Annotated in this window: 13 protein-coding genes and 1 pseudogene; all 14 read right to left on the reverse strand. The window is 40.1% G+C overall.

Annotated features, from left to right (window positions below; genetic code table 11):
* Nucleotides 1-26: 26 nt before the first annotated feature.
* The 14 genes and pseudogenes from ACN6NE_RS05290 to ACN6NE_RS05355 all read right to left on the reverse strand — a co-directional run bounded on the left by ACN6NE_RS05290 (nt 27) and on the right by ACN6NE_RS05355 (nt 17,110).
* On the reverse strand, nt 27-1,007 hold the full coding sequence (locus tag ACN6NE_RS05290; RefSeq protein ID WP_129704423.1) for a polysaccharide deacetylase family protein: 981 nt from the start codon (nt 1,005-1,007) through the stop codon (nt 27-29).
* Between the two features lie 142 nt (nt 1,008-1,149).
* Entirely contained in the window at nt 1,150-3,276 is a 2,127-nt protein-coding gene (gene pnp, locus ACN6NE_RS05295) for a polyribonucleotide nucleotidyltransferase (RefSeq protein WP_474324795.1), read from the reverse strand.
* Between the two features lie 168 nt (nt 3,277-3,444).
* The gene (gene rpsO / locus ACN6NE_RS05300) at nt 3,445-3,714 is read right to left on the reverse strand and encodes a 30S ribosomal protein S15 (RefSeq protein ID WP_013058831.1); all 270 of its coding nucleotides are present in this window, start codon (nt 3,712-3,714) and stop codon (nt 3,445-3,447) included.
* Between the two features lie 149 nt (nt 3,715-3,863).
* Nucleotides 3,864-4,820 carry a bifunctional riboflavin kinase/FAD synthetase gene (gene ribF, locus ACN6NE_RS05305; RefSeq protein WP_129704427.1) on the reverse strand — a complete coding sequence of 319 codons (957 nt, stop codon included), beginning with the start codon at nt 4,818-4,820 and terminating at the stop codon, nt 3,864-3,866.
* Between the two features lie 28 nt (nt 4,821-4,848).
* On the reverse strand, nt 4,849-5,766 hold the full coding sequence (gene truB, locus ACN6NE_RS05310) for a tRNA pseudouridine(55) synthase TruB (protein ID WP_129704429.1): 918 nt from the start codon (nt 5,764-5,766) through the stop codon (nt 4,849-4,851).
* 92 nt (nt 5,767-5,858) lie between these two features.
* Complete coding sequence (gene rbfA / locus ACN6NE_RS05315; protein ID WP_013058834.1) at nt 5,859-6,224, reverse strand: 30S ribosome-binding factor RbfA; 366 nt, start codon at nt 6,222-6,224, stop codon at nt 5,859-5,861.
* A 14-nt stretch (nt 6,225-6,238) separates the two neighbouring features.
* Nucleotides 6,239-6,517, reverse strand: coding sequence for a DUF503 domain-containing protein (locus tag ACN6NE_RS05320; RefSeq protein WP_013058835.1), 279 nt, complete (start codon nt 6,515-6,517; stop codon nt 6,239-6,241).
* Nucleotides 6,514-8,382 (reverse strand): annotated as a pseudogene (infB, locus tag ACN6NE_RS05325) (translation initiation factor IF-2); the annotation flags it as partial. The pseudogene infB and the gene ACN6NE_RS05320, both read right to left, overlap by 4 nt.
* Nucleotides 8,383-8,404: 22 nt before the next feature.
* Nucleotides 8,405-8,704 (reverse strand): YlxQ family RNA-binding protein, encoded by a 300-nt coding sequence (locus ACN6NE_RS05330; protein ID WP_013058837.1) that lies wholly within the window; start codon nt 8,702-8,704, stop codon nt 8,405-8,407.
* Nucleotides 8,704-8,985: an RNase P modulator RnpM gene (gene rnpM / locus ACN6NE_RS05335; RefSeq protein WP_013058838.1), complete on the reverse strand. Its 282-nt coding sequence runs from the start codon at nt 8,983-8,985 to the stop codon at nt 8,704-8,706. The genes ACN6NE_RS05330 and rnpM overlap by 1 nt, the downstream gene beginning before the upstream one ends.
* A gap of 13 nt (nt 8,986-8,998) precedes the next feature.
* Nucleotides 8,999-10,111: a transcription termination factor NusA gene (gene nusA, locus ACN6NE_RS05340; RefSeq protein WP_013058839.1), complete on the reverse strand. Its 1,113-nt coding sequence runs from the start codon at nt 10,109-10,111 to the stop codon at nt 8,999-9,001.
* 37 nt (nt 10,112-10,148) lie between these two features.
* On the reverse strand, nt 10,149-10,619 hold the full coding sequence (gene rimP / locus ACN6NE_RS05345) for a ribosome maturation factor RimP (protein ID WP_013084764.1): 471 nt from the start codon (nt 10,617-10,619) through the stop codon (nt 10,149-10,151).
* Between the two features lie 364 nt (nt 10,620-10,983).
* Nucleotides 10,984-15,294, reverse strand: coding sequence for a PolC-type DNA polymerase III (locus ACN6NE_RS05350; RefSeq protein WP_474324801.1), 4,311 nt, complete (start codon nt 15,292-15,294; stop codon nt 10,984-10,986).
* Between the two features lie 118 nt (nt 15,295-15,412).
* Nucleotides 15,413-17,110 carry a proline--tRNA ligase gene (locus ACN6NE_RS05355; RefSeq protein WP_129704432.1) on the reverse strand — a complete coding sequence of 566 codons (1,698 nt, stop codon included), beginning with the start codon at nt 17,108-17,110 and terminating at the stop codon, nt 15,413-15,415.
* Nucleotides 17,111-17,194 lie beyond the last annotated feature (84 nt).

Genomic DNA, 17,194 nt, shown 5'->3' on the forward strand with positions numbered 1-17,194 from the left:
TAGTGCCTCCCTTTTGCTTATCTCACTTACTTCTTAGTAAAAGAAGGTATTTTCATCATTCGTTCTTCATCTAGCATTGTTGACACATCGCTAACTTTGAGGCCTTTGCGTTCAATATCGGTTAACAATTGGTCAAGCGATTCAGCCGTTGATTCAGTCGGGTGCATCAGTACAATAGCCCCTGGGTGAATCTTTTTCATTACTCGATTAATTAACACTTCTGAACTTGGCTTTTGCCAATCGATTGTATCAACCGTCCACATGATGGTATTCATTTTTAACTGAGAAGCAAGCGTTACTACTTCGGGGCGAAAACTGCCGCTCGGCGGAGCAAACCATTTTACTTTTTGTCCCGTAGTAGACGTAATAATATCATTCGTTTTTTTAAGCTGCTGATTGATTTGACTAGCCGATAAAGTGGCCATATCAGGATGAGAATAAGAGTGGTTTCCTACTTCATGCCCTGCGTCTACAATCATTTTTGCCATATCTGGATTATTTTTAACCCATTTTCCTTCTAAAAAGAAGGTTGCTTTAGCATGGTGCTTTTTTAGCACTTCTAACATTTTAGGCAAATACTCGTTCCCCCATGCTACGTTCACTGTAAACGATACCATAGGCTTTTCATCGTGTCCACGGTAGATAGGTTCCTGTGGTAAATCCTTCAAGTGAACCTTTGGTCTAACCTGTTTGTACACTAGTTTTTTTTCATCAAATTTACCCGCAGGTTTCATATTTTTATAAGAAGCAGCAAGATCAACTTTTATGCCGTTATAGCCAGGAACCCGTTTCCAAACGGGATCGATTCGTGCATTCACTGCCGGCTTTTCATAATCTTTTGCTTTTTCTTCAATCTTTTGATATAACGCATCATGCTGAGCTGATACAAGTTGTACATCGGATTTAAGTGCTTCTATATATGCTTCAGCAAAAGGATTATAAATAGATTTATATGTAATTGCCAGTAAAAATAGAAATGCTGTAAATTGCACAATGGTTCTCTTCACTTATCCTTCCCCCTTTACCATTTAAAATATGTATAAAGAGGACAAGGTAGAACAAACATCTACAAACGATAAAATCGCCCTACACATGGATTTTCTTCATGTATGGACGATTTCACAATATCTATATAGTAGTAAAAGAAGATTATTTTGTTTCTTTTGCTTTTTCTTCTTTTTCTTTTTGTTCTTTTAAAATTGCTTTACGAGATAAGTTAACGCGGCCTTGTTTATCAATTTCCATAACCTTAACTAAAATCTCGTCGCCAATCGATACAACGTCTTCCACTTTTCCAATACGCTCTTCTGCAAGCTCTGAAATGTGAACAAGCCCATCTTTTCCGCTGAAGATTTCTACAAATGCACCGAATTTTTCAATTCGTTTTACTTTTCCTAAGTACATTTGGCCGACTTCAACTTCGCGTACAAGATCTTCAATAATTTTCTTCGCTTTTTCATTCATCGGCTGATCAATAGAAGAAATGAAGATTGTACCATCTTGTTCGATATCAATTTTAACGCCTGTTTCTTCGATGATTTTATTGATTTGCTTGCCGCTTGGTCCAATAACATCACGAATTTTATCAGGGTTAATAGCCATTGTAAGGATCTTAGGCGCATATTGAGAAAGCTCTTGACGAGGCGTAGCAATCGTTGACATCATATGATTTAAGATCTGCATACGGCCTTTTTTTGCTTGTTGAAGGGCTTCATCTAAAATTTCACGAGATAACCCGTCAATTTTAATATCCATTTGAAGCGCAGTTACGCCATTTTCCGTACCTGCTACTTTAAAGTCCATATCTCCTAGGTGATCTTCCATTCCTTGAATGTCCGTTAGAATCGAGTAGTGTTCACCTGATTTGATCAGACCCATGGCAATTCCTGCTACAGGTGCTTTAATTGGAACCCCAGCATCCATCATTGCAAGCGTACTTGCACAAATACTTGCTTGTGAAGTAGAACCATTTGACTCTAACACTTCAGATACAAGACGAATTGTATAAGGGAAATCTTTTTCATTTGGAATAACCGGCTCAAGTGCACGTTCACCTAGCGCACCATGTCCAATTTCACGACGACCTGGTCCGCGCATCGGTCTAGTTTCACCAACACTAAATGAAGGGAAGTTATAATGATGCATGAAGCGTTTAGATTCTTCTACACTTAAACCATCTAAAATTTGCACATCGCCAAGTGCACCTAATGTACAAATGCTAAGCGCTTGAGTTTGTCCACGCGTAAATAATCCAGATCCGTGTGTACGAGGAAGCAAGTTTGTTTCAGAAGAAAGTGGACGAATTTCGTCAATACTACGGCCATCAGGACGCACTTTTTCTTCTGTGATCAAGCGACGCACTTCACTTTTAACAAGCTTCGATAAAATTTCATTCACTTGATTTAGTACTTCTTCTTCTACATCTTGCTCTTCAAATTTTGCAGCTACTGCGCTTTTCACTTCTTTAATCGCATTTTCGCGCGCGTGCTTTTCTTGAACTTGAACGGCACGGTTCATGTCACCTTCTGCAATTTCGCGAACTTGACGCTCAAGGTCAGCATCCACAGTATAAAGCTCAACTTCTACTTTTTCTTTGCCTACTGCTGCTACAATTTCTTCTTGGAACGCAATTAATTTTTTAATTTGCTCGTGTCCAAACATAATTGCTTCTAGCATTACTTCTTCCGGTACTTCATCCGCGCCTGCTTCAACCATGTTGATCGCGTCTTTTGTACCAGCAACCGTCAGATGAATATCGCTTTTTTCAAACTCATCTACCGTTGGGTTTACAACAAATTCATTGTCTACACGGCCTACGATTACGCCTGCAATAGGACCTTCAAATGGAATATCAGATACTGATAATGCTAATGAAGAACCGAACATTGCCGCGATTTCTGAAGAACAGTCTTGATCTACGCTCATTACAACGCTGACAACTTGAACTTCGTTTCGGAAACCATCTGCGAATAAAGGACGAATCGGACGGTCGATTAAACGGCTAGCCAAGATTGCTTTTTCACTTGGTCTGCCTTCACGCTTAATGAATCCACCTGGGATTTTACCGACTGCATATAAACGCTCTTCATAGTTTACTGTTAACGGGAAGAAATCTACATTTTTAGGCTCTTTTGAAGCCGTTGCTGTACTTAATACAACTGTGTCTCCATAGCGGATTAATGCTGCGCCATTTGCTTGTTTTGCCAACTGGCCAACTTCAACTTCTAGCTTTCGTCCAGCTAGATCTACGGAGAACACTCGTTTTTCTTGTTCCATATCGACGAGTACCCCTCTCTACATATAAAATATGTATGTAATCAAATGTGATAGTTTTATTATAAACGAAATATCCAAAAACAATAGCTTTTTTCACATTATGTAGCATCTTTAATGTTTCTTAAATGTACATACTAAAAAAGCGGGAATGCTCCCGCTTTCTTCTTATTATCGACGTAAACCAAGTTTGTTGATTAACTCACGATAACGAGTAACGTCTTTGTTACGTAGGTAGTTAAGTAAGTTACGACGTCGACCTACCATTTTTAAAAGACCACGACGTGAATGGTGATCCTTTTTATGAGTACGTAAGTGACCGTTTAGATTGTTAATTTGCTCTGTTAGGACAGCGATTTGAACTTCTGGAGAACCAGTGTCGTTCGCATGAGTTTTGTACTCACTAATGATTTCATTTTTACGCTCTTGTGTGATAGCCATCCTATTCACCTCCTTATTATTAAACCCCAGTTACCGAGCAAAACGTTGGTGAATCGTAATGCCAAGCAATGGTTGTTTTACATACAAGTGTTATGTTACTACTTATTAGAACAAAAAGCAAGTCGTAGCAACTATTTATATATTTTTTTTTATTTCTTATGCTTTTGAATTCCTTCAAAATAAGCAAGGGCTTCTTCCTTGTCTTTTGAGATCTGACCGACAAGCTCTTCGATGCCGCTGAACTTTTTTTCTGAACGAATCATTCGGTGCCATTTCACCGTTACGTGCTGATCGTAGATTTGCTCGTCAAATGATAATAAGTGGACTTCAATTGTTGGCTTTTCTAAATTATCGTGAAAAGTCGGCTTGTAGCCCACGTTGCATACTCCTGCATACCACTTGCCGTGGAGCTGAAGCTCAACAGCATACACGCCGATGCGCGGAAGTAAATACTCATCGTCTAAAGCGATGTTAGCAGTCGGAAAACCTATTTGCCGGCCTCGCTTTTCTCCATGAGTTACTGTACCTGACACTTCATAATAGCGCCCAAGCAGCACTTTTACTCGATGCATGTCTCCATTTGCTAAATTTTCGCGAATGAGCGTTGAACTAATTTTTTCTTCGCCATTTGTTAACTTATCAATTGTTGTTTGAGTGAATTTTGATCGAGAATGAAATGGTAGTATTTCCATTGTTCCTTTACCTAACTTTCCATACGTATAGTCAAATCCAGCTACCACATGCTGCACATTCAGGCCAATAATATATTGATCAACAAACTCTTGAGGCAATAGTGCTGCAAACTGTTTATCAAAATGAACGATATATAAAAAGTCAATTCCCATTTCCTCAATGAGTTTCTTTTTTTCTTGAAGTGGTGTGATCATATCAATGTGCTGCACGTTGCGCCCGAGCACCACAGAAGGGTGAGGAGTAAACGTCATCACAGCACTAGCTATGCCTTTTTCATCGGCTAACTGTTTTGCTGAATTTATCACTTGCTGATGCCCTAAATGTACACCATCAAAATAACCAAGCGCTAACACTGATTGTTGAACAGCTTCTCGTTGAAAGTGGTGTGGATGTCGAATTTCAATCGTTTCCAAAACACAGTTCACCTTTTCCCTAACCGGTCTAGTCGATTGCCAACACTTTAACCGGCTTCATTAAATGTTTTTTTGTTGGGTGCTGAGCATAAATTGCTAAGCACTTGCCTGCAGAATTTATCATTAAAAAGAATGGTTCTTTTTTTAACTCTTCATCTTCCGTACACGGCAATACCGCGCCATTTTTCACTTTCTCTGCTAATGTATCACTAATTTGAAGTTTCGGCAAATGATTAAGAGCTTCTTCGATCGAATGTAGTTTCTCATTGATCGTTTCTTCTTCTACCGCCCGTTCAATATCTTCAAATGTCACACAATCTTCTAGTGAAAACTGCCCGGAACCCGTTCGCTGCAAATACGACATATGAGACGGATAGCCAAGAGCTTCTCCAATCATTACAGCAAGCGTTCGCACATATGTACCTTTGCTGCACGTTACGCGGAATTTGAAGGAAATTTGTTCTCCCTCAAATGTAGAGCGATCATCCAGCAGTTCAAAGTTATAGATATGAATGGTTCTAACAGGGCGCTCTACTTCGATTCCTTGCCTTGCATATTCATATAGCTTTTTACCTTTGACTTTTACCGCGGAGTACATTGGAGGGACTTGCTGAAGTTCTCCTGTCATCGAAGACAGCACTTCTTCGACTTGAGCACGTGAAAAAGAATCCACTACTTTCTTTTCTTCTACAACCTCTCCGGAAGAATCTTCTGTTGTTGTAGAAAATCCGAGTGTAACTTCTCCTTCATAGGTTTTAGTAGCTCCTGTTAGATATTCTACAATTTTGGTAGCTCTACCGATACAAATAGGCAATACCCCTGTAACGTCTGGGTCTAATGTGCCTGTATGCCCTACTTTTTTAGTGCGAAGCAGCTTTCGGACTTTAAACACACAGTCGTGCGAAGTCAGGCCAGCTGGTTTATGTAAAACTAAAACACCGTCCACTCATTCTTCATCTCCTTTTCATTTAAAAAAGGGTGTCTCAGAAGCAAAAACCACTTTTGAGACACCCTTTTTTGTTTCTACATTCACTGATCTTATTCGTTCTCTTGATGGTCATCGCTTTCTTTTTTAATTTCATGAAGCAATGATTCAATTCGATTACCATAATCAATTGATTCATCAAACTCAAACGTAATTTCAGGCGTTTTACGTAAGCGAATGCGCTGACCGATTTCTGAGCGGATAAATCCTTTTGCTTTCGCAAGGCCTTTTAACGTATTCTCACGCTGTTCAGCATCTCCTAAAACAGAGATATACACTTTCGCTTGCTGTAAATCGCCTGATACTTGAACATCTGTTACAGTCACAAAACCGATGCGCGGATCCTTGATTTTACGATTTAAAATCTCGCCCATCTCTTTTTTCATTTGTTCTCCGACTCTAGTTGCTCTTATGTTCATCTGTGTCACCCCTTTTATAACCAATCAAAAGTTGTAATAGTACGTTCAATCTCTGGAAAAGAATCAATCAAGCTTAGCGCTTTTTGCAGTTCTTGTTCCGTTGTGACACGGCTAGATGAGACTGCGACAATGCTAATTTTTGTTCGTTGCCACACATCTTGAAAATCAGTTTCTGAAACTGATACGTTAAACCGCTGCTTCAAGCGCATCAAGATGCGCTGAAGCACGGCACGTTTTTCTTTAAGAGAAGCAGCATCGTAAATTAAGCATTCACACTCCACTAGTCCAATCATTTAGGATCAATTTGCTCCATTACATATGCTTCAATAATATCTCCTTCTTTAATATCATTGAAGTTTTTAATTGTAATACCACACTCATATCCTTGAGCGACTTCTTTTGCATCGTCTTTAAAGCGTTTTAGCACATCTACTTCACCTTCAAAGATAACAATTCCGTCACGGATTAAACGAATTCCACTGTTACGTGTAATTTTACCGTCTGTTACGTAACTTCCTGCGATTGTACCAACTTTTGATACTTTGAATGTTTGACGTACTTCCACTTGACCGATGATTTTTTCAGCAAACTCAGGATCAAGCATTCCTTTCATCGCAGATTCAATTTCTTCAATTACTTTATAAATAATGCGATGAAGACGAATATCTACGTTTTCTACGTCAGCTGTACGTTTTGCTCCAGCATCCGGACGCACGTTAAAGCCGATAACGATTGCGTTAGAAGCAGTTGCAAGAATGATATCAGATTCTGTAATCGCACCTACACCCGTATGGATAATACGAACATTTACACCCTCTACATCAATCTTTTGAAGAGCAGCAGCCAATGCTTCTACAGAACCTTGTACGTCTGCTTTTACGATAAGGTTTAAGTCTTTCATTTCACCTTGTTTAATTTTTTCAAATAAATCATCTAAGCTTACGCGAGATTTTTCACCGCGCTGTTGTTCAAGCTGCTTTTGAGCACGAGCTTCTCCGATTTGACGAGCTGTTTTCTCATCTTCAAACACTAAGAAACGATCTCCAGCTAACGGAACTTCGTTTAAGCCAGTAATCTCAACCGGAGTAGATGGTCCTACTTCCTTCACACGGCGGCCGATATCATTTACCATTGCGCGAACGCGGCCAAACGTATTTCCGACTACGATTGGATCACCTACGCGTAGTGTACCAGTTTGAACAAGAAGCGTTGCTACAGACCCACGGCCTTTATCTAGCTGTGCTTCTACAACTGTACCTGCTGCACGACGGTTAGGATTTGCTTTTAACTCTTCTACTTCACTTACAAGTAAAATCATTTCAAGCAATTGATCGATCCCTTCACCTGAAATGGCTGAAAGCTTACAGAAGATTGTTTCTCCGCCCCACTCTTCAGCTACAAGGCCGTGCTCCATTAGTTCTTGCATAACGCGATCTGGATTTGCTGCTTCTTTATCCATTTTGTTAACCGCAACAATAATTGGCACTTCTGCCGCTTTTGCATGGTTAATCGCTTCAATTGTTTGAGGCATTACACCATCGTCTGCTGCAACAACAAGGATTGTAATATCCGTTACTTGCGCACCGCGCGCACGCATCGTTGTAAATGCAGCATGCCCTGGTGTATCAAGGAATGTAATTTTCTTTTCGTCAACCACAACTTGATAAGCACCGATATGCTGCGTGATGCCGCCTGCTTCTGCAGCCGTTACTTTTGTGTTACGGATAGAGTCAAGAAGCGTCGTTTTACCGTGGTCAACGTGACCCATGATTGTAACAACTGGAGGACGCACTTGAAGGTCTTTTTCGTCATCAATGATTTCTAATGATTCAAAAGCAGTGTCATCTACTACTACTTCTTCTTCAACTTCTACACCGTATTCTCCGGCAATTAGTTCGATAGAATCTTTATCTAACTCTTGGTTAATTGTTGCCATTACACCAAGCATAAATAGTTTTTTTATAATTTCAGAAGGCTCTTTGCCTAATTCTTTTGCTAACTCAGAAACCGTTAAGCTTCCGACAAACGTTACTTTTTCCGGTAACTCTTTTGCAGCTGCTGGAGCTGGTCTACCTTTTGGTGCCTGTGACTTTTGTGCCTGTGGCTTTTTGTTACCTTTATTGTTTCCTTTGTTAGCTGTTGATTTTGTATTTTTATTCAATACTTTCACCCCCATAAAATTAACCGAGCATCGTTGCTAGCTTTTTAGCAAATCCCTCGTCCATCACGGCTACCACAACTCGAGCATCTTTTCCAATCGCTTGACCTAGCGTGTAGCGATCGGGAACGATTTTAACCGAAACGTTGTAGTAAGAACATTTATCCGTTACTTTTTTCTTTGTGTTTTCAGACGCATCGCTTGCTAAAAGTACTAACTTTGCTTTTTGTTTCCGAACTTCTCTAACCACAAGTTCTTCTCCAGAAATCAATTTGCGTGCACGGTTTGCAAGCCCTAAAAAGGAGATCCATTGTTCATTCATTAGCGTGACTGTTTCTCCTTTTCTACAAGCGCTAGCAACTCTTCATAAACCGCTTCATCTATTGACGCGCCTAAATGTGTCGAAAGCACATTTTTCTTTTTTGCCAATAAAATTGCTTCTTTATCCTTGCTTACATAAGCTCCGCGCCCGGACTTTTTACCCGTTACATCAACTGAAACGTCGCCTTCTTTTGAGCGTACAACGCGTACTAGCTCTTTTTTAGGCTTCATTTCTCCAGTGGCCACACATTTTCGCATCGGGACTTTTTTACGATTGTTCACCTTGGCTCACCTCTTATTCCATATCTTCATCTGAATCAAATGCATGTTGACTTACTAGCATATCATCGCTGTTTTTTACAACCATACCTTCTTGTTCAGCTTCTGATTGACTTTTAATATCAATTTTCCAGCCTGTCAGCTTAGCAGCTAGACGTGCATTTTGTCCACGCTTACCAATTGCAAGTGACAGCTGATAGTCAGGAACGATAACAGTTGTTGCTTTTTCATTTTCATCTACAATCACATCTACTACCTTAGATGGACTTAGGGCATTGGCAACAAATTCAACTGGATCATTTGACCAGCGAACGATGTCAATTTTTTCACCTTTTAGTTCATTTACAACAGCCTGTACGCGCTGACCTTTTGGCCCAACACAAGAACCGACCGGATCTACTTCAGCATACTCAGAATGAACAGAGATTTTTGAACGGTCTCCAGCTTCGCGAGCTACTGATTTTAATTCAACTGTACCGTCATAGATTTCCGGTACTTCTTTTTCGAAAAGACGTTTTAAAAGACCTGGGTGCGTACGTGAAACATAGATTTGTGGGCCTTTTGTTGTTTTTTCTACTTTCGTAATATACACTTTAATGCGATCATGAGGTTTATACTGCTCGTTTGGCATTTGCTCGCTTTGAGGAAGCAATGCTTCAATTTTGCCAAGGCTCACATAGATGAAGCGAGAATCTTGACGCTGAACAATACCTGTCATAATATCTTCTTCGCGATCGCTGAACTCTGAATAGATAACGCCTCGTTCCGCCTCACGAACACGCTGTGTAACAACTTGTTTTGCTGTTTGAGCCGCGATGCGTCCAAAGTCTTTTGGCGTTACTTCGATTTCAACCACATCGTCTAGCTGGAAGTTAGGGTTGATTGTTTGTGCTTCTTCAACCGAAATTTCCAGACGTGGATCATATACTTCATCAACCACATCTTTGCGAGCAAACACGCGCATTGAACCTCTTTCTAAATTTAAATCAACGCGTACGTTTTGCGCTTGGTTAAAGTTGCGTTTGTAAGCAGAAATTAGCGCTGCTTCAATTGCTTCAATAATTACATCTTTGCTAATGCCTTTCTCTTTTTCAAGAATGACTAAGGCATCAAATAACTCACTGCTCATCGTTGGATAATCCCCCTTTAATATTGGCCCCTACACATTAAAATACAATCGCTAATCGAGCAAAAGCGACTTTGTCATATGGTAAAACCACCGTTTTTGTGCGTGTTTTGATACGAATAGATAATGTGACAGTTTCTCCGTCAAATGATTGTAATTCGCCTTCAAATTCTTTTGCACCTTCAATTGGTTCATATGTTTTTATGTATACATGCTTACCAATTGCACGTTCAAAATCTTTATCTTTTTTTAATGGGCGTTCCGCACCAGGCGATGATACTTCTAAAAAATAGTTATGAGGGATTGGATCTACTGCATCCATTTTCTCACTCAATTTTTCACTTACTGCTCCGCAGTCTTCGATATCCACGCCGGTATCAGAGTCGATAAACACACGTAAAAACCAATCTTTTCCTTCTTTTACGTATTCAATTTCAACAAGCTCTAAATTCATTTCCTCTAAGATAGGGGAAACCATTTCTTCCACTGTTTGTTTTACATTTTTACTCATTCTAATCCTCCCTTCGAGACATTGCATGGTATGTTTAGGTTACGCGTTTTTTATGTCTCTTATATCAAAAAAGAGTGGTTTATTTGCTATTTTTATTTTGCACTCTATAAGAGGTCTAACCTACTAGAGTGGAAATGTTGTCATTTGTGTTGCAGGATTTTAAACGTCACATAATAAATCAATCATGGTGATTGAAAATCTACAGAAAAAACGAATCATGCTAGAAGCCGATTCGTTCTCCATACTACTTACTATGTCAGTAAGTTCATATCAATAAGAAAGAGCGGGTTTCCCCACTCTTTCTCGTCCGTATCCTTAGCATTTCCACAATTACTATATCATAACCGCTTATTTTATGCAAATGTTAGAAAAGAGAAAGCTGGTTCTGATCAGGTAATGATTCAAGGCATCCATGGTTGTCTAGATACTCTAAAATCGTCTTAGATACTTTGCCTCGCTGCTGCAAGTCTTCTTTCGATAAAAACTCTCCCGTTTCACGAGCTTTTACAATGTTCAGCGCTGCATTTGTGCCAAGACCGGGAATGGCATTAAACGGTGGAACTAAAGACGTGCCGTCAATTAAAAATTCGTCTGCGCTCGATTCATATAAATCTACTTTTTTAAATGAATAGCCTCGTTCGCACATTTCTAAAGAAAGCTCAAGCACCGTTAATAAGTTTTTCTCTTTAGGAGATGCATCTAAACCTTTAGCATTGATTTCTTCCATCTTCGCTCGAATGGCAGTTGAGCCTTTAATCATCGTATCAATATCAAAGTCATCTGCACGAACCGTAAAGTATGCTGCGTAATAAAGAAGCGCGTGGTGCACTTTGAAATAAGCAATACGCACGGCCATCAATACATAAGCAGCCGCATGGGCTTTAGGGAACATATACTTAATCTTTTTACAAGAATCAATATACCAGTCCGGAACACCATTTTTGATCATTTCCTCTTCAAATTCAGGTGTTAGCCCTTTCCCTTTACGTACAGACTCCATAATTTTAAAGGCAAGTGAAGGTTCAAGACCTTGATAAATCAGATAAACCATGATGTCATCACGACAGCCGATTACTTCACTTAAGTTGCAAATATCATTGCGAATTAGCTCCTGCGCATTACCAAGCCATACGTCCGTCCCGTGCGACAGTCCCGAGATTTGAACAAGCTCTGAAAACGTCGTTGGCTTCGTATCTTCTAACATTTGACGCACAAAGCGCGTTCCAAATTCAGGTATGCCAAGCGTTCCTGTTTTACACATAATTTGCTCTTCTGTTACGCCAAGTGATTCCGTTCCGCTAAAAATTTTCATCACTTCAGGATCATCCGTCGGAATCGTTTTTGGATCAATTCCACTTAAATCTTGAAGCATGCGAATCACGGTCGGATCATCGTGTCCGAGTATATCAAGTTTTAATAAATTATCATGAATCGAATGGAAGTCAAAATGAGTTGTTCTCCATTCGGAATTACGGTCGTCAGCTGGAAACTGGATCGGTGAAAAATCGAAAATATCCATATAGTCCGGTACAACGATAATCCCCCCTGGATGCTGACCCGTTGTACGTTTTACGCCCGTACATCCTGCTACTAAACGATCCACTTCTGCGTTTCGTAAATGTAAATCACGGTCACCGGCATAGCCTTTTACATAGCCATAAGCTGTTTTTTCGGCTACTGTACCGATTGTTCCCGCGCGGTATACATTATCTTGTCCAAACAGTACTTTTGTATAGTTATGAGCTCGCGGCTGATACTCTCCGGAGAAGTTCAAATCGATATCGGGAACTTTATCTCCTTTGAATCCTAAGAACGTTTCAAACGGAATATCGTGTCCGTCTTTAATAAATGGTACGCCACAATCGTCACAGCTTTTATCCGGCAAGTCGAATCCAGAACCAACGGAACCATCATTAAAAAACTCGGATTTCTTACATTTTGGACAAACATAATGCGGCGGCAGTGGGTTTACTTCTGTAATTTCTGTCATCGTCGCAACGAATGAAGACCCTACGGAACCACGTGAACCAACTAAGTAACCATCATTCAAGGATTTTTTAACGAGTTTATGCGAGATCAAGTAAATAACGGCAAACCCGTGGCCGATAATACTTTTCAACTCTTTCTCTAGGCGAGCTTCTACTACTTCAGGCAGCTCTTCACCGTAGATGCTGCGTGCCATCGCATAGCTCATTTCACGCATTTCTTCGTCTGCACCTTCAATTTTTGGCGTATATAAATCATCTTTAATTGGTTTAATATCGTCAATCATATCCGCTATTTTTTGCGTATTATGAACAACAATTTCTTTCGCTTTGTCCCCGTCTAAAAATGAAAAACAATTCAGCATCTCATCCGTTGATCTAAAATGAACATCCGGCAGCTGGTGACGGTTTAACGGGTTAGCCCCGCCTTGTGAACCAATTAAAATTTTTCGGTAAATTTTGTCTTCCGGATTGAGATAGTGAACATTTCCTGTTGCTACAACCGGCTTTCCAATCTTTTCACCGAGCTTCACAATATTGCTGATAATATCTTTTAAGGCTTTCTCATCTCGCACTAAATCCAGTTCAATTAAGTGCTTGTAGTTGTCAGGAGGCTGCACTTCGATGTAATCATAAAATTCAGCTGCTCCTTCTACTTCATCAATTCCTTTTTGCATCATGCCTTCGAATACTTCGCCTCGGTCACATGCGGTTCCAATCAAGATGCCTTCTCGATATTTGTCGAGCTGAGATCTTGGAATTCGCGGAACTCGATAAAAGTAATTTAAATGAGAAATCGAAACGAGTTTAAATAGATTTTTTAAACCTACGTCGTTTTGTGCTAAAAGCGTCGCATGATAAGGACGGGCCCGCTGATATGCATTCCCTTCTCCCATATAATCATTTAAGCGATCGTGCATCGTAATTTCGCGTTCAAATGCATCTTTCAGCATTTTATTTAACAAATAGCCGGTTGTTTCCGCATCATAAATCGCGCGGTGATGCTGTACAAGTTCAATATCAAACTTTTTAGCAAGAGTATTTAAACGATGGTTTTTCATATGCGGATACAAAAATCTTCCGAGTTCAAGCGTATCAATAACGCCGTTAGCTGCTTTTTCTAATCCGATTTTTTGCAGTCCCATATTTAAAAATCCCATATCAAAGCTTGCATTATGAGCGACTAAAATACTGTCTCCCATCCACTCGTGAAAATCCCGAAGTACTTCTGAGATTTCAGGCGCATTTTGGACCATATCATCTGTAATACCCGTCAGCTCAATTGTTGTTGCAGACAGAGGATGATGAGGATTTGCAAACCGTTCAAATCGATCGATGATTTCGCCTTCTTTCATCTTCACGGCAGCAAGTTCAATAATGGTATCGTACACGGCTGACAAACCAGTTGTTTCGACGTCAAATACTACGTAAGTTGCTTCTGTCAAATCCACATGCTGCGGATTATAGGCAATCGGCACGCCGTCGTCTACTAAATTGACTTCCACTCCGTACAGTATTTTAATGCCGTTCTTTTTCCCGGCTCCATACGCTTCAGGAAACGACTGTGCAACCGCGTGATCAGTTATCGCTACAGCCGGATGTCCCCATTTTTTGGCTTGTCCGACTAAAGCTCCAACAGATGAAACGGCATCCATTTGACTCATTGGCGTATGCAAGTGAAGCTCCACACGCTTTTCATCTTCAGGCGCTGTATCCTGTCTAGCGGGACCGGTAATCTCGTTAACATCATTTCCAATCATAACTAGATCACGGACAAATGTATCGTTTTGTACACTTCCGCGAACCTTTACCCACATTCCTTTTTTAATCGCTTGAAGTAAAGGAATATCTTCTTTGTCACGCGAAAACATTTTAACCATAATAGAGTTTGTATAATCTGTTACTTTAAAAATAAGAAGCGTACGTCCGCTTCGTAATTCTCTAGTTTCTGCATCAAATACGTATCCTTCAACGGCAATTCGCTTTTCTTCATCCATAATGGAGTCCAGGCGAACCGTCTCGTCTTTAATCGTATATCCAATTGTAAGCGGACCTTTTGGTAGGTCTGGTCCATCACTTTTTTCATTTTCTTTATTTTGCATTTCTGTGATGGCTTGTAATACTTTTTCTGTATCTTCTTGTTTTCGTTGCTCTACAAACTGCTGAAATGCTTCTTCTGAATGTACAACTTCCGTCATTAGCTGAAGGTTCGGAAACCCATAGGACGCATACTGATCAGCAATTAACTGACTATACTTTTTACGTAAAGCCGTTCCTTCTGCATCATGGCGTGCGTTCACAATCAATTTGGCACCGTTCAATCTCGGCATTTGATCTTGTAAAAGCGACTGTAAAAGGGGAGATATGCCCTGCATTTCTCCAATACAATGCTTCCAATATGACTGTACATGCTCTTCCGTACATTCTTTATTAACGGTTTGAATAGAAAAAGAAACACTCGCAATATGAGAAAAAGCTGAAGACATGCGAGCATGGAATAACTCATAAATCTCAAAAGGTAATAATCCTTCTAAAGAAAAATGGAAATGCCATTTTTTTTGTTCTTTCTGAATGACGAGCTTTTCAATCGCTGCGTTTTCAAAGTAAGGAACAATTTGATCACTCGTCAGCTCTAACTGCTGCAGCAGCAACTTAAAACGCTCTTTTTTTCCTAGCGTTTGTGCTTCCAAGTTTTCTGCCTCCTTTTATAAATGAGTGCAATCTATTTTAACATAAATGACTTCTATTCTGTCATATGTTCTGTTTATAAACATAAAAACAGCAGGGATACAAATCCCCGCTGCTTCATTACTTCGCTAGCAGTTCTTTCACTGTTGAAACTAGATTGTCAACTGACACTTCTAATGACTCCCCAGTTTTGCGTACTTTTACTTCTACAATCCCTTCAGATGCACGTTTACCAACTGTTACTCGAACAGGAAGACCAATTAAATCTGAATCTGCAAATTTTACTCCTGCACGCTCTTGGCGGTCATCTAACAGCACTTCAAAGCGATTATCTAATAACTCATTATATAATTTCTCACCTAGTTCACGCTGTTCATCATTTTTCACGTTAACTGGAATAACGTGCACTTGATAAGGCGTAACAGCTTCTGGCCATAGAAGACCGTTCTCATCATTAAATTGTTCTGCAACCGCAGCTACCGTACGAGAAACACCGATACCATAGCAGCCCATAATCATTGGCTGGCTGCGTCCGTTCTCATCTAGATACGTTGCTCCCATCGCTTCACTGTAGCGAGTTCCTAGTTTAAAGACGTGTCCGACTTCAATACCTTTAGCGAACTTAATAACGCCTTGTCCATCCGGTGACTGATCCCCTTCTTGGATGAAGCGGAAATCTTCGTAAGTTGCATTAAAGTTACGTTCATTCACATTTGTGTAGTGATAACCTTCTTCATTTGCTCCGCATACACCGTTAGCAATTGCTTTTACAGCATGATCAGCTACCACTTCTACTGAATCACTTACTCCAATCGGCCCTACTGAACCAACTGCGCATTTTAATACTTCTTTTGTTTCTTCTGGAGTTGCCAGTTCAACAACGGAAGCTTCAAAATAGTTTTTCACTTTAATATCGTTTACTTCGTGATCCCCGCGAACAAGTACAAGCACAAAACGATCATCTACTTTAAATAAAAGGGACTTGATACAAGAAGTCGCTTCAACATTTAAGAAAGCAGCTACGTCTTCAATGCTATGCTGATTTGGTGTTTCTACCTTTGTTAATTCTTTTTCAGCTTCACCTGATTTTTCATACGTATTTACAACTGGTGCCATTTCAACATTTGCTGCATAAGAAGATGTATCTGAATAAGCAATTGTATCTTCCCCGATTTCAGACAGAACCATAAATTCATGCGTATCTTTTCCGCCCATTGCACCTGAATCAGCGATAACCGCACGGAAATTTAATCCGCAGCGCTCAAAGATGCGGCTGTAGGCCGCAAACATTTTATCATATACTTCATCTAAACTTTCTTGAGAAGCATGAAACGAATATGCATCTTTCATAATAAATTCACGACCGCGTAATAAGCCAAAGCGTGGACGTTTTTCATCGCGGAACTTCGTTTGAATTTGATATAAATTTAGCGGTAAACGTTTGTATGACTTCACTTCGTCACGAAGCAAGCTTGTGATAACTTCTTCGTGTGTTGCTCCCAAAGCAAATTCACGGCCGTGACGATCTTTCATACGCATTAATTCAGATCCATACGAATACCAGCGGCCAGACTCTTGCCACAATTCAGCTTGTTGTAAAGCAGGCATCAATAATTCGACAGAACCTGCACGGTCCATCTCTTCACGAACAATTTGTTCAACTTTTTGCAATACGCGCTTACCAAGCGGTAAAAAGCTGTACACGCCGCTTGTATTTTGGCGCATATAACCTGCGCGCAATAGAAGCTGATGGCTTTTTATATCCGCATCAGCTGGCACTTCTCTTAATGTAGGAATCAATGTAGAACTTTGTCTCATAACCTCGCACCTCTTTGCTTACTTCTCTATCTTATTTTTTTAAGGCGGACCATGCCGCAATTTTCATATAATCAGCGAGGGAAT

It is taken from the genome of Priestia sp. 53B2, assembly GCF_056099005.1.